Annotated in this window: 19 protein-coding genes; 18 read left to right on the forward strand and 1 reads right to left on the reverse strand. The window is 48.5% G+C overall.

Annotation, left to right across the window (positions count from 1 at the left end):
* The first annotated feature begins 144 nt into the window (after positions 1-144).
* The 8 genes from ACLTOQ_RS03460 (at position 145) to ACLTOQ_RS03495 (ending at position 8,930) form a co-directional block, all read left to right on the forward strand.
* Positions 145-378: an excisionase gene (locus tag ACLTOQ_RS03460; protein ID WP_118547872.1), complete on the forward strand. Its 234-nt coding sequence runs from the start codon at positions 145-147 to the stop codon at positions 376-378.
* Positions 379-500: 122 nt separating this feature from the next.
* A complete protein-coding gene (locus tag ACLTOQ_RS03465; RefSeq protein WP_118547871.1) occupies positions 501-1,700 on the forward strand; it encodes a site-specific integrase in 1,200 nt (399 codons plus the stop codon).
* 185 nt (positions 1,701-1,885) lie between these two features.
* Complete coding sequence (locus tag ACLTOQ_RS03470) at positions 1,886-2,335, forward strand: low molecular weight protein-tyrosine-phosphatase (RefSeq protein ID WP_118497169.1); 450 nt, start codon at positions 1,886-1,888, stop codon at positions 2,333-2,335.
* A gap of 268 nt (positions 2,336-2,603) precedes the next feature.
* Entirely contained in the window at positions 2,604-4,016 is a 1,413-nt protein-coding gene (locus ACLTOQ_RS03475; RefSeq protein WP_412318763.1) for an MBOAT family O-acyltransferase, read from the forward strand.
* Positions 4,017-4,029: 13 nt separating this feature from the next.
* Positions 4,030-5,133: an alginate O-acetyltransferase AlgX-related protein gene (locus tag ACLTOQ_RS03480; protein ID WP_117961399.1), complete on the forward strand. Its 1,104-nt coding sequence runs from the start codon at positions 4,030-4,032 to the stop codon at positions 5,131-5,133.
* A gap of 15 nt (positions 5,134-5,148) precedes the next feature.
* Positions 5,149-6,804 (forward strand): polysaccharide biosynthesis protein, encoded by a 1,656-nt coding sequence (locus ACLTOQ_RS03485; RefSeq protein ID WP_262587892.1) that lies wholly within the window; start codon positions 5,149-5,151, stop codon positions 6,802-6,804.
* Between the two features lie 130 nt (positions 6,805-6,934).
* Positions 6,935-8,113: a DUF3048 domain-containing protein gene (locus ACLTOQ_RS03490; RefSeq protein WP_262587894.1), complete on the forward strand. Its 1,179-nt coding sequence runs from the start codon at positions 6,935-6,937 to the stop codon at positions 8,111-8,113.
* A gap of 28 nt (positions 8,114-8,141) precedes the next feature.
* Positions 8,142-8,930, forward strand: coding sequence for an adenosylcobinamide-GDP ribazoletransferase (locus ACLTOQ_RS03495; protein ID WP_021914793.1), 789 nt, complete (start codon positions 8,142-8,144; stop codon positions 8,928-8,930).
* 155 nt (positions 8,931-9,085) lie between these two features.
* Here ACLTOQ_RS03495 and ACLTOQ_RS03500 read toward each other — a convergent pair whose 3' ends face one another.
* Positions 9,086-10,075, reverse strand: a complete 990-nt coding sequence (locus ACLTOQ_RS03500; RefSeq protein ID WP_262587895.1) for an ROK family protein — start codon at positions 10,073-10,075, stop codon at positions 9,086-9,088.
* Positions 10,076-10,274: 199 nt separating this feature from the next.
* On the opposite strand from ACLTOQ_RS03500, the gene ACLTOQ_RS03505 reads away from it, so the two are divergent.
* From ACLTOQ_RS03505 to dnaK, 10 genes are all read left to right on the forward strand, one after another.
* Positions 10,275-11,462 carry a pyridoxal phosphate-dependent aminotransferase gene (locus ACLTOQ_RS03505; RefSeq protein ID WP_021914791.1) on the forward strand — a complete coding sequence of 396 codons (1,188 nt, stop codon included), beginning with the start codon at positions 10,275-10,277 and terminating at the stop codon, positions 11,460-11,462.
* Positions 11,463-11,541: 79 nt separating this feature from the next.
* Positions 11,542-12,393, forward strand: a complete 852-nt coding sequence (locus ACLTOQ_RS03510; protein WP_021914790.1) for a patatin family protein — start codon at positions 11,542-11,544, stop codon at positions 12,391-12,393.
* Positions 12,394-12,405: 12 nt separating this feature from the next.
* Positions 12,406-13,251, forward strand: coding sequence for an undecaprenyl-diphosphate phosphatase (locus ACLTOQ_RS03515; RefSeq protein ID WP_412318765.1), 846 nt, complete (start codon positions 12,406-12,408; stop codon positions 13,249-13,251).
* Positions 13,252-13,605: 354 nt separating this feature from the next.
* Complete coding sequence (locus ACLTOQ_RS03520) at positions 13,606-15,297, forward strand: Na/Pi cotransporter family protein (protein ID WP_337754840.1); 1,692 nt, start codon at positions 13,606-13,608, stop codon at positions 15,295-15,297.
* Between the two features lie 174 nt (positions 15,298-15,471).
* Complete coding sequence (locus ACLTOQ_RS03525) at positions 15,472-16,158, forward strand: response regulator transcription factor (protein ID WP_021914787.1); 687 nt, start codon at positions 15,472-15,474, stop codon at positions 16,156-16,158.
* A gap of 24 nt (positions 16,159-16,182) precedes the next feature.
* Entirely contained in the window at positions 16,183-17,484 is a 1,302-nt protein-coding gene (locus ACLTOQ_RS03530) for an ATP-binding protein (protein ID WP_262587900.1), read from the forward strand.
* Positions 17,485-17,640: 156 nt separating this feature from the next.
* The gene (locus ACLTOQ_RS03535) at positions 17,641-18,120 is read left to right on the forward strand and encodes a DUF6465 family protein (protein ID WP_262587902.1); all 480 of its coding nucleotides are present in this window, start codon (positions 17,641-17,643) and stop codon (positions 18,118-18,120) included.
* 406 nt (positions 18,121-18,526) lie between these two features.
* Entirely contained in the window at positions 18,527-19,555 is a 1,029-nt protein-coding gene (gene hrcA / locus ACLTOQ_RS03540; protein WP_118497158.1) for a heat-inducible transcriptional repressor HrcA, read from the forward strand.
* A gap of 29 nt (positions 19,556-19,584) precedes the next feature.
* The gene (grpE, locus tag ACLTOQ_RS03545; RefSeq protein WP_021914783.1) at positions 19,585-20,208 is read left to right on the forward strand and encodes a nucleotide exchange factor GrpE; all 624 of its coding nucleotides are present in this window, start codon (positions 19,585-19,587) and stop codon (positions 20,206-20,208) included.
* An 83-nt stretch (positions 20,209-20,291) separates the two neighbouring features.
* A complete protein-coding gene (gene dnaK / locus ACLTOQ_RS03550; RefSeq protein WP_337426962.1) occupies positions 20,292-22,172 on the forward strand; it encodes a molecular chaperone DnaK in 1,881 nt (626 codons plus the stop codon).
* Positions 22,173-22,355: the final 183 nt, after the last annotated feature.

Below are 22,355 nucleotides of genomic sequence, written 5' to 3' on the forward strand. Positions count from 1 at the left end.
TCTTTTGAAGCCCGTTGCCGGACTTCGTTGCCGACACCCTCTGTCTGGCTATTTTTATGTGCGCAGGCAATGAGCCAAGTGGATATTCTTGCATATCTATGTGGCGAATGCTGCGACAACGATAATTATGGAGGATAACTGCCTATGGCGAATAATAAGATGAATGTTGAAGGAAAAAATTACTCGGATATTCCGGTATGGCGTAGATATACGCTTACCATCGAAGAAGCAGCCCGATATTATCATATCGGCGAAGGGAAACTGAGAATGCTGATTGAAGAGCATCCGAATGAAGATTTTTATGTTATGAATGGCAATCGAGCCTTGATTAAGCGTGAAAAATTTGAACGCTATCTGGATCAGGCAACGGCTGTATAACTGGCATTAGAAATGCTTAACAGAAATTCCGAAATCACATGGCATAACTATACGGAGAGCCGGATTTGTGATAGTATAAAACTGCAAGTCTGGCTCTCCTTATTCTGAAAGGAGAGATTTCGATGAGTGAAAAAAGACGAGACAATAGAAATCGGATTTTGCGTGAAGGTGAATACCAGCGTACAGATGGGAGGTATCGTTACCGATATATTGACGAGGATGGTAAGGAGAAGAATGTGTACAGTTGGCGTTTGGACAAGAATGACCCGACTCCCAGGGGTAAAAAGCGAGAGCTTTCGCTGAGAGAGAAGGAAAAGCAGATTCAGGCGGATCTGTTTGACCATATCGTTACCCGTGGCGGCAATTACACGGTAGTTGAATTGGTAGAGAAATATACTTCTCTGAAAACCGGTGTCGGTCATAACACCAAGGCGGGATATAAGACCGTAATCAATATCCTGAACAGAGAAGCGTTTGGAAAGCAGCGCATTGACAAGGTTCGCCTGTCTGATGCAAAGGCGTGGCTGATCAAGCTTCAGCAGGTGGATGGCAGAGGGTACAGCTCTATTCACTCCATCAGAGGTGTTCTGAGACCGGCTTTTCAGTTGGCGGTAGATGATGATCTGATCCGTAAAAATCCTTTTGGATTTGAACTGGCATCGGTGATCGTAAACGATTCCGTCACCAGAGAAGCAATTACCCGTAAGCAGGAGCGTGATCTTCTGAAATTCATCAAGGAAGATAAGCATTTCTGCCGATACTACGATGCGATCTATATTCTCCTTAACACGGGGCTGCGAATCTCGGAGTTCTGCGGGCTGACGATCTCCGATCTTGAGTTCGACCAGAAGCGTATCAAGGTAGACCACCAGTTGCAGAGAACATCGCAGATGCAGTATGTAATTCAGGCTCCTAAAACGGAAAGCGGTATCCGCTATGTGCCGATGAGCGAGGAAGTTGTGGCGTGTTTCCGTCGTATTCTTGCCAATCGAGTAGCACCGAAAATAGAACCGATGGTAGACGGATATGCTGGATTTTTGTTTCTCGACAAGAACGATAAGCCAATGGTCGCCCTTCATTGGGAGAAGTACCTGGAACATATTATTGAGAAATATAACAAGATTTACCGTATTCAGATGCCCAAAGTAACTCCTCATGTATGCAGACACACTTTTTGTTCCAATATGGCGAAATCCGGAATGAATCCAAAGACGTTGCAGTATATCATGGGTCATTCGGACATCAGCGTAACGCTGAATGTTTACACCCATGTGCAGTTCGATGACGCACAGGCAGAGCTGCTTCGAGTAGCAAAAGCCTAAAATACCCCGTTGGTACAGAGCATTTATTTACCAACAGATTTACCAATATTGCAGGGAAAAGCACGAGAAAATACGGGAAGATTTGAGAAGATACCCCGGAAACACAGAAACAGGAAAATGCCGAAAAAACCTGCAATATTGGGCATTTGAGAAGAAATACAAGACTTAAATGGAGATATAAAAAGATGATAAAAATACTTTTCATCTGCCACGGCAATATCTGCCGTTCCCCTATGTCCGAGTTCATCCTCCGGGACATGGTTGCAAAACGCGGCATAGCGGATCAGTTTGAAATCGCATCGGCTGCGACAAGTCGGGAGGAAATCGGCAATCCGGTCTATCCGCCGGCGGTGCGGAAGCTGCGGGAGCATGGCATTGACCCGTCCGGGAAGCGGGCACGCCAGATGACGAAGCAGGATTACGAATATTATGATTATCTGCTGGCAGCGGAGCAGTATAATATTCAAAATATGCTTCGAATCGTTGGCGGAGACCCGGAGCATAAAATCCATCGGCTGCTGGATTACTCAAAGCATCCGCGCGATATTGACGATCCGTGGTACTCCGGGGATTTCGAAACCGCGTACCGGGACATCGTGGAGGGCTGCGAAGCATTCCTGGAGAGTTTCAAATGAACAAAAATGACTGCGAAGCAGCGGAAAGTATCGCAGATTCGTTTCTGCGAATGGCGTGTGTGAACTGTAACTTTGCAGATGCTTCAGGAAAGAGAACCTCAGATTCCCCTACCTATTTAAGGAAATGTATGCTACAATAAAAAAGATATCAGGATCAAAAACTCTTTTGCCTCTGATATCAGGACAACAGTATCCGTCGCGGGATGACTGATTATCAGATTGCTGTTCCAAGGGTGCTGCGGGCAGCGAATAAGATCGGAGTTTTTGAATGAGTATCAATTCCATGATTTTTCTGACGGCTTTTTTGCCGGTTGTATTTGTGTTGGACAGGCTGTGCGTGCGCAAAACAGCGCTGAAAAATATCCTGCTGCTTTTGGCAAGTCTTGTGTTTTATGCGTGGGGCGATCCGGTTTATATTGTCCTTTTACTTGTTTCGATTGCGGCAAATTACGGTATCGGACTGCTGCTTGGATGTCAGCGGGATGAAAGCGTGGCGGCGAAAGCCGTTCTGGCGGCGGGCATTTTGGTAAACCTGGGGATTCTTGGGTATTATAAATATTTTGACTTCTTTTTGCGGATTGTGAACCGGCTGACGGGAAGCGAGCATGAGATGCGCAATATCCCGCTTCCGATTGGTATTTCGTTTTTTACGTTCGGAGCGATTTCGTATCTGATGGATTTATACCGCGGTCATTATGAGGCGGAGAAAAATCCGCTCAATATGGCACTGTATCTGTCCTTTTTTCCAAAAATTTCAGTCGGACCGATTGCGCGGTATCGCGATTTTGCCCCGCAGCTGACAAACAGACAGGAAACCGTGGAAAAGACAGCGGAGGGAATCCGGCGCTTTGCCTATGGACTTGGTAAAAAGGTGCTGGTCGCAAACATTGTCGGCGCAAGTGTAGATAAGATCTATGCGCAGGACATTACAAATGTTACGGGCGTTATGGTGTGGTGCGCGGCGATTCTGTATGCGATTCAGATTTACTATGATTTTTCCGGTTTCACGGATATGGCCATCGGTCTGGGCAAAATGTTCGGATTCGATATTTGTGAAAACTTTAATTATCCATACCTGTCCGGTTCGATTCAGGAGTTCTGGCGCAGATGGCATATTTCCCTGAGCAGCTGGTTTAGGGATTACCTCTACATACCGCTTGGCGGAAACCGGAAAGGAAAGGCTCGGACATATTTGAATCTGGCGATCGTCTTTTTTGCGACCGGGTTATGGCATGGCGCGACGACAGCGTTTATCGCATGGGGCGCGCTGCACGGATTTTTCATCATTGTGGAGCGGATCGGCTTTAAGAAAATTCTGGACAAAATCGGCTTTTTGCGTTATGTATACACGGGGCTTGTGGTGTTGTTCGGCTGGGTGATTTTCCGGGTGGCAAATCTGCAGCCGGCGCTGCAGTACATCCGCAGGATGCTGACGCCGTGGCAGTATACGCAGAGCACCTATGCACTGCGGGAGCTGATCGGAAACCGTTGTATCGTAATGGCGGTTGTCGGTGTCCTTGGTATGGGGCTGTTGCAGGTCGGAATCAAAAGGTTCTGCCCGACAGCGGAGAAATTAAAGGGCGGCGTATTGGAACTGGTTTACTGCATGTTCCTGATCGCAGCGTCGATGCTGCTTTTGGTCAACGGAACCTACAGCCCTGCAATTTATCTGAATTTCTGAGTGGAGAATGCATATGAATAAAAAAATGGCGGCGGCATGGCTGATTTGCTTTGCGCTTTTGCTTTTGATGCCGGGAGCTGTGTGGGCGGTAACAAAGGATCGTTTCCAGACGGATGCGACGGAAAATACGGTTTCAACAGAGATTCCGAAGCTGACGAAGGACAATTACAGAGATTATCCGGGATTGGTGGAGAGCGCGTTTAACGCGGCGGTTCCGTTTCGGAGTCAGCTGATTTCCTTTTCCAGCCTGACAGATTTAAAGCTGTTTTGTGAAAAATCCATCAACGACAAGGTTGTGATCGGTTCGGACAACTGGCTGTTTTACAGCATGGAATCGGACATTGATGATTATAAGGGAACGAACCTGTTTACAGAAGGACAGCTTGCACAGATCGCATCGCAGCTCACGACATCGGAGCAGTGGCTTTCCAACCGGGGCAGTGAATTTGTCCTGATGATTGCACCGAATAAGGAGACGATTTACGGAGAAGAGCATCTTCCTTCCTATTATAAAAAGGCGGAAGAAACGCGGACAGATCAGCTGATCGCTTATCTGAAGAAGAATACAGATATCCGTATTGTATATCCGAAAGAGGAAATGCTGAAATATAAGAAGGAATATTCCCTGTACTGGCACTATGACACGCATTGGAACGCTGCAGGCGGCTATATTGGGGCGAAAGCGCTGTTAAAGGAGTTGGGAGACGAGCTCCCAGAGGTGGAGGACATTACCTTTACTCCGGATACCTTTTCCGGATATGATCTTGCAAGAATGATGAATCTGCAGAGCTACTACGAAAAAAATATGCCTGCGGAAGAAAATTATATCGTGACTGGTTACAACGGCAACAATTTGCAGGCAGTCTCTATTGACGATGCGACGGCTCTGGTGTATCATTCAGATGCGCCGGATACGAGAAAGCTGTTCATGGTGAGGGATTCCTTCGCCGGAGGAATGGCGGGACCGGTGGCGAGCAGCCTTTCAGACTGCTATATGGCTCATTGGAACGGATTTTTTACGCAATCTATGGTAGAAGAACAAAAGCCGGATGTTTTTGTTCTGGAGCTGGTAGAGAGACGGCTGGATTATCTGCTTTCTTTCTGCCTGACAGACTGAGCAGAAAGGTAACGGATGGGAACAAAAAATAAGGGAGAAGGCAGTTCCTTTGTAAAACAGGCCGGCATTCTGGCTGCTGCCGGCATTATCTGTCGAATTATCGGCCTATTGTACAGAAGCCCCCTGACGGGAATTATCGGAGAGACAGGAAACGGCTATTATGCGCCGGCGTATCGCTATTATCAGATGATTTTGCTGATCTCTTCCTATAGCATTCCGTCGGCGGTATCCAAAGTAATTTCACAGAGACTGGCAACCCACCAGTACAAAAATGCGCAGCGGATTTTTCACTGCTCGATTATTTATGTTGTTGTCGTGGGCGGAATCGCCAGTCTGTTTGCGTTTTTTGGAGCAGATTTTCTGATTCCGGGACGGGCGGCGATGGTGCTTCGGACGCTTGCACCGACAATTTTCTTTTCCGGTCTTCTCGGCGTTTTGAGAGGATATTTTCAGGCAAACCGAAGCATGGTGCAGACGTCCGTTTCACAGATTCTGGAGCAGATTTTAAATGCGGCGGTCAGCATGCTGGCGGCATGGGGGCTGATGCAGATATTTGCTGGGGAAGACGAGCTGACCCGTGCTGCGTGGGGGGCAGTCGGAAGTGCAGTCGGAACCGGTGTCGGCGTGCTGATAGCATTGGCGTTTATGCTGATGATTTACCATATGAACCGGAAAATAATCCGCCGCAGGATAGAGCGGGATCGTTCCAGAGATTTGCTGGAAACCGGCGAGATTTTCAAGATCATTCTGTTTATGGTAACGCCGGTTCTGCTGAGTACGTTTGCATATAATGCGAGCGCACTGATCAATCAGACCCTGTATCTGAATCTGATGCAATCGGTACACAACGCTTCTTATGATGATATTACGATTATTAACGGTATTTACGATACGGAAGCGGTCGGACTTTCCAATATTCCGATTGCAATCGCGTCTGCGATGGCTTCCGCGATCCTGCCGAGCATTGCAGGAAGCTTTGAGACAAAGAAGAAAAAAGACGTCCGGCACAAAATCAGCGTGGCAATCAAGACGATCATGTTTATCGCGATTCCGTCTGCAGTCGGCATGACGGTATTATCCAGACCGATCGTATGGCTGTTGTATAATACGAATACGGACAGCATCCGTCTGGGCGGATGCCTTCTGGCGGCGCTTGGTGCGAGCATCGTGTTCTATTCCCTTTCCACACTGAGCAATTCGATTCTGCAGGCAGTCGGCAAGGCGTCGAAGCCGGTTACAAACGCGGTGATTGCGCTGGCGGTGCAGACTGTGGTGGCGGCAGCCCTCCTGATCTTTACAGATATTGGTATTTACAGTTTGCCGATCGCCGTTACGGTATATTCTTTTATGATGTGCCTGTTAAATGGCATCGCGGTGAAAAAAGCGACCGGCTATCATCAGGAAATCGAGAAGACGTTTGTCCTGCCGCTGGTATCCTCTGCGATCATGGGGCTTGTGGTTGCAGGTATTTATTATGGGCTGACGCTGACAGTGCTGAAAGGATATCTCGGCAATGCGGTTGCACTGCTGCTTTCGGTGGCAATCGGCGGACTGACGTATTTTGCGGCGGCGTTAAAGCTTGGCGTCATGTCGAAAAAAGAACTGCTCGGAATTCCCGGAGGCAGTATGATTGTGAAATTTGCGGTAAAATTGCATTTGCTGAAGAATTAGGCCGTAAATTTGTAATAGAATTGTAATAAATGCAGAAAAAGGCTGGATTTTTACCGCCTGCGGGAGTACAATATTTAAACTAGGTTGGTTTAACCTTTTCAAAAAAGAAAAATATTCAGGAGAATGATATATGAAAAAAACCAGTTTGTTCTGTCTGGCGCTGGGATTATCTGCAGCATTATGTGCATGTGGCTCTGCAGCGACAGAAACAACCCCTGTACCTGAAACGGATTCAGCTGTTGCAGCAACGGAAAGCAACGATACAACCGGAACAGAAAATGCAGCAGCGGAGACGGAAAGCGTTGTTACAGAAGACGCAGTTCCGACCAGCTACCTGACCGGTCTGGAATGCACCGAAGAGGAACGCGAACAGCGCCCGATGGCAGTTATGCTGAACAATATTAAGGCAGGAACCCCGCAGGCAGGAATCGGACAGGCATCCGTGATTTATGAAGCGCCGATGGAAGGCGCGGATGTGACCCGTCTGATGCCGTTGTTTGAAAACTGGCAGAATCTGGATACGATCGGCTATATCAGAAGCAGCCGCGATTATTTTGTATACAGCGCACTGGAATTCGATGCGATTTATGCGCATTTCGGACAGGCTACCCCTTATGTCGGCGATCTGTTAAACAGCGATCTGGTGGACAACATCAGCGGCGCGGTTGCAGGAATTGACCGTCCGGCTTCCAAAGCGTTCATGCGGACGGATAAGCGGAAAGCACCCCACAATGTGTATACAACCGGTGAAGCGCTGGCAGAAGCGGCAGAGAAATTTGAATACAGCCTGACTTATCACGATACGCATAAGCAGAAATTTGCCTTTGCACCTCTGGGCGAAAAGGCAGACTATCCGGATAACGATACCGTTGTCCTGATGTATCCCGGCGGTGAAAAGACCGGTGTTGGAAACGGCTATTCCAATGTGCAGGCTTATTTTGAATATAACGATGAAGACGGAAAATATTACCGTTATCAGTACGGTGACAAGCATATTGACGAGACAACCGGCGAACAGCTGACAGTCGATAACGTTATTTTCCAGTATTGTCACGGCGAGTTCCGGGATTCCAAAGGCTATATGGCATTTGATGTGCACGGCGGCTGGGAGCCTGGTGCAGATCTGAACAATTACAAGGTTCAGGTATTTACCGGAGGTAAGATGGTAGAAGGAACCTGGTCAAGATATTCGGATACCGATCCGGCGCTGTATGTGGATGCAGACGGTAACCCGATCCGGCTAAATCGCGGAAAAACATGGGTTTGCCTGATCTGGAACGAACATGCGGATGACGTTGTACTGAAGTAATCCGAAAATCTGAGAGGTACACGATAGTATGAAAGAAGTTTGGGCAAGTTTTCGTCTGGCTTTTTCGATGTATTCGATTTTTCCTGCCAGGCAGATCAAAAAAACCCGTAGAAATATGAAGTATATTTTGATTTTCGTACCGCTAGTCGGCGCGATTATCGGGTTCATTCTAAAACAGTGGCAGGTGATCAGCCCGTATCTGATCGATAAAGATCTGCTGGGCGCGGTTATCTGTGCGATGCTTCCGATCTTTTTATCGGGCGGCGCGTTTCTGGATGGTTTCTTCCGGACAGTAGATGCGCTCAGTTCCCATCAGCCGAGGGAAGTCAAGCTGGAAATTCTGCGGGATTCCCACAGCGGATACTTCGCAATTATTATCTGTGTCTGCTATTTCTTCCTGATCGTCGGTCTTTGGAGCGAAATGCCGCTGGACAGCTGGCCGGTTCTTGCATATGGCTTCATACTTTCCAGAGCGCTCTATGGTCTTTCGATCGAATGCTTCCCGCATTCGCAGGAAAGCAAATGCTCCCTGTATGTCGGAAAAGGCAAAAGCAGAGGAATTGTGATCGCATTTATGATCGCTTATATCGTGATCTCTGTAGTGGGCATGCTGATGTGCGACATTCAGGTAGCGATTCCGTGTCTGGTCGGTGCACTGCTCGCATTTTTGTACTATTGCTATGTGGCGTTCCATCATTTCGGAGGAATTACAGAGGATATCGCATGCTTCTTTGTTCAGGTGTGTGAAATTATGATGCCGCTCGTTGTACTGCTGACCAGCATTGCGACGAGACTGGATATTGCAGGGGAACTGTAAACAATAGAATGCACGCTCTGAGAGCATTCTATTGTCATGAATTAAAAACCGTTACGAGCCGGTGCAGATGTTTTAATCTGTACCGGCTCGTTTATGTTGTAGAGCGTGCCTGCACCGCAGATTGCCGCAGTGTATCGCACCTGCCTTTCATTTTTTTAGTTTTGTCCGTTGTTCGCCGCGCTCAGCCTAAACTGCTCCTTCGCATAGACCGCTGCGCCCAGCATTCCGGCAGCGTCTCCGAGAACTGCAGTGACGATCGTACAGCAGCCATAGGGAATCCGCAATGCATGGGTATCCAGAATTTCACGGGTGTACTGAAGCAGGCGATCGCCCATACGGGACATGCCGCCGCCGACGATGATGATTTCCGGATTGTACAGGCTGAAAACGGCGCACAGACCGTAGCCGAGCAGCTCTCCGGTTTCTCTCATGGTCTCAATAGCAACAGCATCCCCGTCATCGTAGGCACGGGAAAGCATGTCTGCAGTGGCCTTATCAAGGTCATTATTTACCCAGTCACAGATGATGCTGTGCTGTCCCAGTTGGACTTTCTCCCGGAAGGTGCGCAAAATACCGAGGGCAGAAACATAGCGCCCAAGGCAGCCGGAGCTTCCGCAGCGGCATTCCCGTCCTTCACGGAACATATTGATATGCCCGATTTCGCCTGCGGAACCTGTAGCGCCGTAGATCACGCGTCCGTCGATGACCGCAGCGCCGCCAAGCCCGGTTCCGAGGGTGATCATCAGGACGTTATTGCGGTTTTTGCCGGCGCCGAATTTCCATTCCCCATAGAGATTGACACGCGCATCATTATCGATATAGGTCGGGATATGAAGATGGCTCTCCATCCAGGCGACGATTGGAACCTCCTCCCATTTCGGAAAATTCGGGGAAAAACGGGAAATACCGTTTTTGATATCGAGGATGCCGGGGACGCCGATGCCCATGCAGGTGATATCCTGACAGGTCAGGTGCAGCTCATCGAGAAGTGCCAGAACAGCATCATAAATGCGATTGAGGACGTGCTCCGAGCCGAAACGAACCTCGGTGGGGGTGCGTTTTTCCCCGAGCTTATGAAAAAAATCATCGAAAACAGAAATTTTGATATTGGTTCCACCGAGATCAAGCCCGATATAGGTTGCCATAAAATCCTCCTATTTACAGGTGCGTTTGCCGGAAAGCAGGAACTGCACCGTGGTTTTGACAGCTGAAAAACGTTTATATCCATTCTTTTTTCAGTATAACATATGCCCTGTGGAAGAAAAAGTGGAACTGTCAAAAATAGTGTGATAGAATATGGACAGATTTCAAACTCACAAAGATGCAGAAAAGAAGGATAATACTATGATTGCAGAACAATATCGAAAAATGCTGGATGCAAAGTCAGTGATCCGGCAGTTGTCCGAGAAGGCGACGAAGCGGGCGCAGATAATTGGTGCAGAGAATGTATTCGATTACAGCCTGGGAAATCCGTCCGTACCGGCACCGGCAGAGTTTAAGCAGGCACTGCTGGACCTGATTGAGAAGGAAGATCCGATGACCCTGCACGGCTACAGCCCGACGCTCGGTATCCCGTCTGTAAAGACGGCGATTGCGGAGTCCTTAAACTGCAGATTTGACATGAACTACGGACCGGAGCATATTTTCCCGGTTTCCGCAGCAGCGGCGGCAATCGCGCATGCGCTGCGTGCAGTGACTGTGCCGGGGGATGAAGTGCTGACCTTTGCTCCGTTTTTTCCGGAATATCATCCATATGTAGATCTGACCGGAGCCGTTTTAAAGGTTGTTCCGGCGGACACGAAGAGCTTCCAGATCAATTTCGAAGCGTTTGAAGAAATGTTGGGACCGAGGGTTGCGGCAGTGTTGGTGAATACACCGAACAATCCGTCCGGCGCAGTTTATTCGGCGGAGACGTTGACGAAGCTGGCGCAGGTTCTGACGAGAAAAGCAGAACAATACGGGCATGATATTTTCCTGATTTCGGATGAACCGTATCGGGAAATCGTATTTGACGGCAAACAGCAGCCGTATGTATCGAAATTTTATGCCAATACGATCAGCTGCTACTCTTTTTCCAAGGCGCTGTCGCTGCCGGGCGAGAGAATCGGCTATCTGGCGGTCAATCCGGCGTGTCCGTATGCGGCGGAGATCGTAAATATGTGCGGACAGATTTCGAGGGGAATCGGCCATAACTGCCCGACGTCCCTGATGCAGCTGGCGGTATCGAAGGTGCTCGACCTGACCTCCGATTTCTCCGTCTATGAAAAGAACCGCAACCTGCTCTACGAATGCCTGACGGACTGTGGCTTCGAGGTTGTGAAGCCGGAAGGAACCTTTTACATTTTCCCGAAAGCCCCGGAAGCAGACGCGGCGGCATTTTGTCAGAAAGCGCTGCAGTACGATCTGGTGCTCGTTCCGGCGGATTCCTTCGGCTGTCCCGGATATTTCCGCATGGCATATTGCATCGATACGGAGAAGGTGGAGCGTTCCCTGCCGGTGCTGCGCAAAATGATGAAAGAAATCTATGGTTGAATGGAAAGCCCTGATATCATAAAATGAGTGAAACGACAAATGAGACAGCAGGAGTTTTGCAGCAAGGAGGCGCATATCTATGATGTATCAGGCGGGACTGGTGCTGGAGGGCGGCGCGATGAAGGGCGTTTACACCGCCGGCGTGCTGGATTTTTTTCTGGATGCAGGAATCGACTTTGCCAAATGCTACGGCGTTTCGGCGGGAGCGTGCTGCCTGTGCAGTTATCTTTCCAGACAAAAAGGCAGACAGTACAGCGTTTTTACTGACTATCTTGAGGATAAAAACTATTGGGGACTTTCGAGCCTGTTAAGGACCGGCGATTATTTCAATGTCCAGATGTGTTATCACGATATCCCGGAGCGCTTAAATCCGTTCGACTACGAGACGTTTGATAAAAATCCGAGTAAAGGATACGCGGTCGTAACCAACATTGAAACCGGACTGGCCGAGTATCTTCCGATGAAGAATATGCACAGGAATATCGATGCAGTGCGCGCATCGGCATCGATGCCGCTTGTGTCAAGGCCGGTAGAGATTAACGGAAAGCTGTACTTAGATGGCGGACTTGCGGATTCTATCCCACTGCTGCATGCCGTGACGGACGGATGCCGCAAAAATGTCGTTGTGATGACAAAAGAGACGGGCTATCGTCGTGTCCAGCCAAAGCATCTGGAACTGATCAAAGCCAGATATGCGAAATATCCGAAGGTATACGAGCTGATGGCAAACCGCGCAGCAGCCTATAACCAGCAGCTGGATTATCTGGAAGCGGAGGTAAAAAATGGCACTGCGTTTTTGATTCAGCCATCCCACCCAAATGAAGTGGGACGCATCGAAAAAAACAGGAAAAAGCTGCGCGCGCTTTATGAAGAAGGATATCAGGAAGCAGCGCGCCGCAAGGAAGAGCTGATCGCTTTTCTGGAAAAATAAAGGAGGCAGAAAATGTTATCATTTATTGAAATTTTAAAGGCGATTCTGTTCGGAATCGTAGAGGGCATCACCGAGTGGCTGCCCGTCAGCAGCACAGGTCATATGATTCTGTTAAATGAGTTCGTTCATATGAACGTTTCAGAGGAATTCTGGGATATGTTCCTGGTTGTCATCCAGTTGGGCGCGATTTTAGCGGTTGTGCTGCTGTTCTGGAAACAGATCTGGCCGTTTAATTTTACCGGAAGGTCCAAAACAAACGGCATTGTGAAAAAGGACATCATGAAAATGTGGTTCAAGATCATTGTTGCCTGCATTCCGGCGGCAGTAGTCGGTCTGCTGTTCGACGATATCCTTGAAAAATATCTTTACAACCCGATTACGGTTGCAGTGATGCTGATCCTGTTCGGTATCGGATTTATCCTTGTAGAAAATGGTCATAAAGGAAAACGTGCAAGAGTTCGCAGTCTGGCACAGCTTACCTATAAGGATGCGATTATCATCGGTCTGTTCCAGCTGATTGCGGCAATCTTTCCCGGAACCTCCCGTTCCGGAGCAACCATTCTGGGCGGCCTGATGATCGGCGTTTCCAGAACCGTTGCAGCGGAGTTCACGTTCTTTCTGGCGATCCCGGTTATGCTGGGGGCGAGCCTGTTAAAGGTGATCCGCTTCGGCTTTGCTTTTTCAATGGCGGAGGCAGTGATTCTGCTGGTTGGCATGGCAATTGCTTTTATTGTATCCGTGCTTGTGATTCGCTTCCTGATGGGCTACATCAAAAAACATGACTTCAAGGTGTTTGGCTGGTATCGAATCGTGCTCGGTATCCTGGTGCTGCTGTATTTCTTTGTAATTAGACAATAGAATGCACGCTCTGCGAACATTCTATTGTCATGAATAATAGAATGCACGCTCTGCGAACATTCTATTATCATGAATAATAGAACGCACGCTCTGCGAACATTCTATTGTCATGAATAAAAGATTGCAAAAGCTGCTTTGCGGCGGGCAATTGGTAGAAACTGATCTGAATTGTGGACTGTCCGGTGCGACAGTCCCTTTTTTTGTTCCTGATAATAGAATACATGCTCGTAAGAGTCACATCTTGCCGGGAAATGTAAAAAATTTTACATGAATTTTACAAAAACGGTGGGCAGATTTTACGGACGCCTGTTACAATGGGCTGGAAATGAAGATCAGATCAAAAAGGAGAGAGTTATGCAACTGGAAGGAATTTCGGTATTGTTTTCATTTATCGGCGGCCTGGGGATGTTTCTGTACGGCATGCATGTAATGGCGAACGGCCTGCAGCATTTTGCGGGCGGAAAGATGCAGCGGCTGATGAGCTTTCTGACACAGAACAGGCTGATGGCAATCCTGGTAGGAACCCTCGTCACGGCAGTGATTCAGAGCTCTTCTGCGACGACAGTTATGGTGGTCGGCTTTGTCAATGCCGGGATGCTGAATCTGTCGCAGGCGGTCGGCGTCATTATGGGTGCAAACATCGGTACGACGATCACCGCGTGGCTGGTATCCCTGAGCGAGTTCGGCAGTTTTTTGAACCCGGAATTTTATGCACCCCTGCTGCTGGGAATCGGTGCGTTTGTCATTTTATTTGCAAAATCAGACAAAAAGAAACAGATCGGTGAAATCCTGATCGGATTTGCCGTGCTGTTTATCGGCCTTTCCTTTATGTCCGACGCGATTAAGCCCTATCGGGATTCGCCGATCTTTTCCAATGCGTTTACCATGCTCGGCAAAAATCCGCTGCTCGCGATCCTGACAGGTACAGTTGTAACGGCGATTATCCAGAGCTCTTCTGCCTCGGTCGGCATTTTGCAGACGCTGGCAATGAACGGCATCGTCAACTGGAAATCCGCAGTGTTTATCACGCTCGGACAGAATATCGGTACCTGTGTGACCGCGCTTTTATCCGGCGTTGGTTCCGGCAGAAACGGAAAACGCGCGTCTGTCATCCATCTTTCCTTTAATGTCATTGGCGCGGTACTGTTCGGCATAATCATGTATGTGCTGTTTTTGATTTTCCCGGCATGGGGCGCGTCTACGATGAGCAGCGTGGACATTTCCATTTTCCATACGGTATTCAATATCACCTGTACCGTGGTGCTGCTTCCGTTTGCAGAAAAGCTCGTCTGGGTTTCTGGCAAGCTTGTGCCCGGGACAGAGGAAACAGAGGACGAGCTGGAGGGCAGCGAAGCAAGAAAGATGGCGAAGCGCTTAGACAGCAGAGTGCTTGGGAATCCGCTCTTTGCGCTGGCAACCGTAGTGCGTGAAGTTTCTGTGATGGGGCATGCGACCTGCCAGAACCTGGAGCTTGCGCTTGCAGCCGTGTCAGAAGAAAATCCGCAGAAGGCGCAGAAGGTATACGAGCGGGAAAAAGATATCAACAGTATGGAAAAAATCCTGACGGAGTTTTTGGTAGAGGTAGATAATCTTTCCTTGACAGAGGGGCAGCAGGAGCAGGTGAAAAACCTGTTTTATACGGTCAGCGACATCGAACGGGCGGGCGATCATGCGGAAAACATCGCAGAGCTGGCGGAGACGCTATCGAAAAATTCCGGCAGTTTTTCCAAAAAGGGAAAAGCGGATCTGGAACTGATTTCCGCCCAGACAATGCAGTCCTTGCAGATTGCGGTAGAATCGAGGGAAACAGGTTCTGTTAAGTCTGCAAATGCAGTCCGTGTGCTGGAACAGAGCGTGGATCAGCTGGAAGGGGAGATGCGGGAAAAACATATCCGCAGACTTTCCAAAGGAAAATGTGACCCGGAGAGCGGCGTAATCTTTTTGGATATCATCAGCAATCTGGAGCGGATCTCCGACCATGCGGTGAATATCGCAGATTATGTAAAAGCGGAGTCGGAGGCTGGAATCCCGGCGATCAGGATCTAAAGCTGACGTAGCGCGCGGCAGTGTAATTCATGACAATAGAATGCTCGCAGAGCGTGCATTCTATTGTTGCATGGCGTGTCGGATGAAGATGTAATCGTGCGGCGCGGCAGGGTATAAAACGCACGGCAGCGCAAAACGCGTAGCAACGCGTTTATAAGAAAAGGAGAATCCGGAATGATCTATATTATAGAGGACGATGAAAATATCAGAAATCTGGTTCAGGTGGCACTGAACGGTTCCGGCTATGAGACTGCGGCATTTGAAACTGCGGAGGAAGCACTTGGCGCATTTAAAGTAAAGGCTCCCCAGCTGGCGATTTTTGATCTGATGCTGCCGGGAATGGACGGACTGGAAGCAATCCGTAAAATTCGCGCAAACGATGCATGGAAAAAGCTTCCGGTGCTGGTGCTGACGGCGAAGGATAAGGAATACGACAAGGTAGCAGGACTGGATGGGGGCGCAGACGACTATATGACCAAGCCCTTCAGCGTGCTGGAGCTGCTGGCACGGGTGCGTTCCCTGCTGCGCCGTACTAAAGAGGAGGAACCGGAACAGCCGAAGCTTTTCGACTGCGGTGCCCTGCATCTGGATCTGGAAACGCGGGAGGTAAAGGTAAATGGAAGTGAGGTTCTTTTAACCTACAAAGAATATGAGCTGCTTGTTTATCTGGCAGAAAATCAGAACCGTGTGGTATCGCGGGATGAGCTTTTGGATAAGCTCTGGGACTGGCGGGCGGACGTGGAGACGAGAACGCTCGATATCCATATCAAGACCCTTCGCCAGAAGCTGGGGGAAGAGGCGGGACACTACATTAAAACGGTGCGCAGTGTCGGCTACCGTTTTATGAAGCCTCAGGAATAGGAAAGCAAAAGGAAAAATGGGGAAATGAAAAAAATTATGATAAAAAATCCGGTACTGGTCCGCTTTGGCATGATCTTAGTATTGGCGCTGGCGATCAGCAGTATTGTTTCGTCTTTTTTTCTTGGAAGCCGGATGCGGCAGGAAAATGTGGAGATGATGGAAAAGACGATTTCCGTAGTCGAATACACACTCGATACGGATAAACCGTTGCAGGAGCAGCTGCAGAAGGTTCATGCCTCTGCACTGGATGCGAATGTCCGGGTTACGATAATCGCAAAAGACGGGACAGTGCTTGCTGATTCTGATCTGAAAAATGTGGACGGTATGGAAAATCATCTTGACAGGCAGGAGGTAAAGGAGGCACTTGAAAAGGGTGAGGGCAGTTCGACCCGTTATTCTGAAAGTCTTGGTCAGGAGATGCTGTATGTAGCAAAGCTTTCAGAGGATGGAAAGGCTATTATTCGTATGTCGATTCCCTACACCGGCCTTTTCCGGTATATGATCGTAGTGCTTCCGCTTCTGCTTGTCGGAATGATGGTTGCGTTTGTTGTAAGCGTTGCAGTTGCAGCGAGATATTCCGGATATATCCGCTCTGATGAAATCAAACGGCAGATGGTGCAGATGGAGCGGGACCGTAAAATTCGCCAGGAATTTTTCAGTAATGCCTCCCATGAGCTTAAAACGCCGATTACGTCCGTGCGGGGCTATGCGGAGCTGTTGAGTCAGGATTTTGTCAAGGATGAGGCGACCAGGAAGGATTTCCTTGCGAGGATTTTAAAGGAAACAGAGCATATGACAAGTCTGATCGATGATATCCTGATGATCTCGCGGCTGGAAAGCAAGGATGCGGAGGTAACGCTGAGTAAGGTAAATTTAAAAAGTGTGATGGATGAGGTCCTGGAATCCCTGACACCACAGGCGGCATCCTGTAAGGTGGAAATTTCGGGCTCATGTGGAAATGTGATCCTCCAGGCAAGTCTGCAGCAGATGCGGGAGCTTTTATCAAATCTGATCAGCAATGGCATCAAATACAACCATCCGGGCGGACATGTCTGGACAAAAATCTGGCAGGAGCCAGAGGCAGTATATATAGAAGTAAAGGATGATGGCGTAGGAATCGATCCGGAGGATCAGAAACGTGTCTTTGAACGCTTTTTCAGGGTGGACAAGGGAAGAAGCCGAAAAATGGGCGGAACCGGCCTGGGACTGTCGATTGTGAAGCATATCACGGCGTATTATGGGGGCAGTGTAAGGCTTACCAGTGAGCCTGGAGCCGGAAGTACATTTTTTGTCGAAATTCCGATGTCCGGAATAAATAAAATGTAAAAATATTTTCTAAAAAGCGTTAATTTTTTCGGCGAAAACAGAGGAAAGGTTGACAATATCTGGTTTTAGAAGTAAACTAATCACTAAATTCAGGTAATTGCTAGATAATGATATGACAAGGAGAATGGATACCTGGGTGTTAAGGAGGAGATCATTATGAGAAAAAGCACAGTGAAGAAAACTGTAACAAAGGCACCCGTTAATAAAAAAGAAACCGTAAAAGCTGAGACTGTTGCGGCAGTAAAGACCGAGGAACCCAAGACAGAGGCTGTTGAAGCAAAGGCAGAAGAAAAAGCAGTTGAAGCAGAAGCAACAGCTGCAGCTAAAGCAGAGGAAAAGCCCGCAGCAAAGAAAACAGCTGCAAAGAAAACCACAACAGCAAAGGCAACCGCTGAAAAGAAAGCGCCGGCAAAGCGCGCAACAAAAGCAGCAGCTGTAAAGACTGAGGTAAGCGTTCAGTTTGCAGGCAAGGAATACACAACTGAGAGACTGGTTGAGATTGCCAAAGATGTATGGCAGTATGACCTGGGCAACGCACCGGAAGAGTTCAAGAGCGTTGAGCTGTATGTAAAGCCGGAAGAGAGCGCAGTATACTATGTGATCAACGGTACAACGAGCGGAAGCTTCGGAATCTAAGTGTCTGAGCAGACACCGCAATCGAAAGCAGGCGTCGCCATAATCTGAGCGGGCGCTGCAGAGTCAGAACGTACATAATACACAGAAATAAGAACAGCCGTATCGGGGACGAATCCTTCCCGGTGCGGCTGCTTTTTTCATAAATTCTCCATTCCGCAGGCGCTTTGCGCCGAAGGAATCGCGAGGCGAACGTCCAGTTCGGCTCTGCGATCCTAACTACTTTGTGACGCCTGTGGCACAAATAGCTGTGCGAAAAATAAGCGATCACGCTTATTTTTCACACTATCTTCACAAGTATTTTGGGAAAATCTGTTGACAATAGAGTAGGGGAGTGGTAATGTAATCATCAGAAGGTGTTAGCACTCCAAGTGATTGAGTGCTAACAAATCAGAAAGCAGGTGAGAACGTGGAACTCGATGAAAGGAAAAAGAAAATTCTGCAGGCAGTTATTCGGAACTATCTGGAGACAGGAGAGCCGGTGGGCAGCAGGACAATTTCCAAGTATACCGATTTGAATTTAAGTTCCGCGACCATCCGCAATGAGATGTCCGATCTGGAAGAAATGGGCTACATTTTACAGCCCCATACCTCTGCAGGACGGATTCCTTCTGATAAGGGTTACCGCTTTTATGTAGACACCATGCTGGGTGAGCGGGAACGTGAAGTGGAAGAGTTAAAAGGTCTGCTTCTGGAAAAGGATGAAAAGATGGACACTCTCTTAAAGAGAGTGGCGAGAGTGCTGGCGACCAACACCAACTATGCGGCGATGATCACCACACCCCAGTATCAGCGCAATAAGCTGAAATTCATCCAGCTTTCAAAAGTAGATGAGCATCAGCTTCTGGCAGTTGTTGTAGTAGAAGGCAATGTGATCAAGAACACGATGCTTCAGGTCGAAGAGGATCTGGATGATGCGACACTCCTGAAACTGAACATCCTGTTAAACACCCATTTAAACGGGCTGTCGATTGATGAAATCAATCTTGCGATGATTTCGGAGATGAAGCAGCAGGCAGGCGTTCACAGCGGCATTGTAAGCGGAGTGATTGATGCAGTTGCCGAAGCGATCCGGTCGGATGAGGATTTAAAGATCTATACCAGCGGAACCAATAACATCCTGAAATATCCGGAGCTGACGGACAATCGGGAAAAGACCAGCGAGCTGATCAATGTATTTGAAGAAAAGAAAGCGCTGGGAGAGCTGGTTCAGGATTCCCTTTCCGAAGAGAATAACACCGGCATTCAGGTTTATATCGGCAATGAGACGCCGGTTTCGTCCATGAAGGACTGCAGCGTCGTAACTGCAACCTATGAGCTTGGAGAGGGCATGAGAGGTACGATCGGAATCATCGGTCCCAAACGAATGGATTATGACAAGGTCATCGGTACCTTAAAGACACTGATGAACGAGTTGGATACTTTATATAAGAAGTAGAAAGGGTGACAGGCGTGGCAGAAGAGAGAATGGAAGAGGAAGTAAAGCAGGACACATCGGAAACCGAAACGCAGGAAAAACGGAATACGGAAGAATGTGAAGAAACTGCGGAGGCTTCCGCAGAAAATACAGAAACTCCGGAAGATGGGGAAGCTTCTGAGGAAAAAGATAAAAAAGGCTTCTTTTCCGGAAGAAAAAAAGAGAAAAAGGAAGATGCCGTAAAGGCACAGATCAACGAGCTGCAGGATAAGGTAATGCGGCAGATGGCTGAGTTCGAGAACTTCCGCAAGCGCTCCGAAAAGGAAAAGTCTGCGATGTTCGAGACAGGCGCAAAGAGCGTGATCGAAAAGATCCTTCCTGTTGTAGATAATTTTGAAAGAGGACTTGCAACCGTACCGGAAGACGAAAAGGATGCTCCTTTTGTAGACGGTATGAACAAGGTTTACAGGCAGCTGCTAACAGAGCTTGAAAACCTCGGTGTAAAACCGATCGAAGCGGTCGGCAAAGAGTTCGATCCCAACTTCCACAACGCAGTGATGCAGGTGGAAAACGATGAGCTGGAACCCGGAACTGTAGCACAGGAGCTTTTAAAGGGCTACATGTACAGGGACACCGTGGTACGTCACAGCATGGTCGCTGTTGTGCAGGAATAAAAGCCTGCAGGCAGCTTTTCATAGATTTGAACAGAACATAAGACATTGCTTGAGATAGCCGATAAGGCAGAAGGAGAAAAGTTATGAGTAAGATTATTGGTATCGACCTTGGTACAACAAACAGCTGCGTAGCAGTTATGGAAGGCGGCAAGCCTACCGTTATCGCAAATGCAGAAGGAGCAAGAACAACACCTTCCGTAGTTGCATTCACAAAGACCGGTGAGAGACTGGTCGGCGAGCCTGCAAAACGTCAGGCAGTTACCAATGCAGACCGCACCATCGCTTCTATTAAGAGACATATGGGTACGGACTACAAGGTAGACATCGACGGAAAGAAATATTCCCCTCAGGAAATTTCCGCTATGATCCTGCAGAAGCTGAAAGCTGACGCAGAGAACTATCTGGGCGAGAAGGTATCCGAAGCAGTTATCACTGTTCCTGCATACTTCAACGATGCTCAGCGTCAGGCAACCAAGGATGCCGGCAAGATCGCAGGCCTCGATGTAAAGCGTATCATCAACGAGCCTACCGCAGCAGCTCTGGCATACGGACTTGACAACGAAAAAGAACAGAAGATCATGGTATACGACTTAGGCGGCGGTACATTCGATGTTTCCATCATCGAAATCGGCGACGGCGTTATCGAAGTTCTGGCAACCAATGGTGATACTCATCTGGGCGGCGATGATTTCGATAACAAGATCATTGATTGGATGGTTTCCGAATTTAAGGCTCAGCAGGGCGTAGACCTGTCTAAAGACAAGATGGCAATGCAGAGACTGAAAGAAGCAGCTGAAAAGGCGAAGAAGGAGCTGTCCAGTGCGACAACAACCAACATCAACCTGCCTTTCATCAGCATGAATGCAAACGGACCTCTGCACTTTGATATGGATCTGTCCAGAGCAAAATTTGATGAACTGACAAGCGATCTGGTAGAGCGTACTGCAATTCCGGTTCAGAACGCATTAAAGGATGCAGGCATTACCGCTTCCGAGCTTGGCAAGGTACTGTTGGTCGGTGGTTCTACCCGTATCCCGGCTGTACAGGATAAGGTAAAACAGCTGACCGGTCATGAACCCAGCAAGTCCTTAAACCCTGACGAGTGCGTTGCACTGGGTGCTTCCATCCAGGGTGGTAAGCTGGCAGGCGATGCAGGCGCAGGTGATATCCTGCTGCTGGATGTAACTCCTCTGTCTCTGTCCATTGAGACAATGGGTGGTATCGCAACCAGACTGATTGAGAGAAATACAACCATTCCTACTAAGAAGAGCCAGATCTTCTCTACTGCAGCTGATAACCAGACAGCCGTTGATATCAACGTTCTGCAGGGCGAGAGACAGTTCGCAAAGGACAACAAGTCCCTTGGACAGTTCCGTCTGGATGGTATTCCGCCTGCAATGCGTGGTGTACCGCAGATCGAGGTTACCTTCGATATCGATGCAAACGGTATCGTAAATGTATCCGCTAAGGATCTGGGCACAGGCAAGGAACAGCACATCACCATCACTGCTGGTTCCAACATGTCCGAAGATGATATCAACAAGGCAGTGAAGGAAGCTGCTGAGTTCGAAGCACAGGATAAGAAGAAGAAAGACGCAATCGACACCAGAAACAGCGCAGACTCCTTCGTATTCCAGACCGAGAAGGCTCTGAATGAGGTTGGCGATAAAGTAGACGCAAGCGCAAAGGCAGGCGTTGAAGCAGATCTGAATGCACTGAAATCCCTGCTGGAGTCCACCAAGGATCAGGAGCTGACAGACAGTCAGGTAGCTGACATCAAGGCAGCTCAGGAGAAACTGATGCAGTCCGCTCAGGCAGTATTTGCAAAGGTTTATGAGCAGGCGCAGGGCGCAGCTGGTCAGGCAGGTCCTGATATGGGTAATGCAGCAGGTGCAGGCAGCAATGCAGGTGCAGGCAGCAATCCGGATGATGATGTTATTGACGGAGACTTCAGAGAAGTATAAAATAATACCCGGTAAATCGGCACAGTGCCAGATGACGCTGTGTCGGACCGGAAGAATGTACAATGGGGGCCGGATTCTTTCAGGCCCCTATCCGTGTGTAAACGCATATCTGCAACCTATGCAGGACGGATGCTTTGCGGTATTTTTGCATATGCTGCAGATATGCGTTATATGAAGATAAGC

It is taken from the genome of Gallintestinimicrobium sp., assembly GCF_046968865.1.
In the GTDB taxonomy this organism is placed as follows: Bacteria; Bacillota; Clostridia; order Lachnospirales; family Lachnospiraceae; genus Gallintestinimicrobium; species Gallintestinimicrobium propionicum.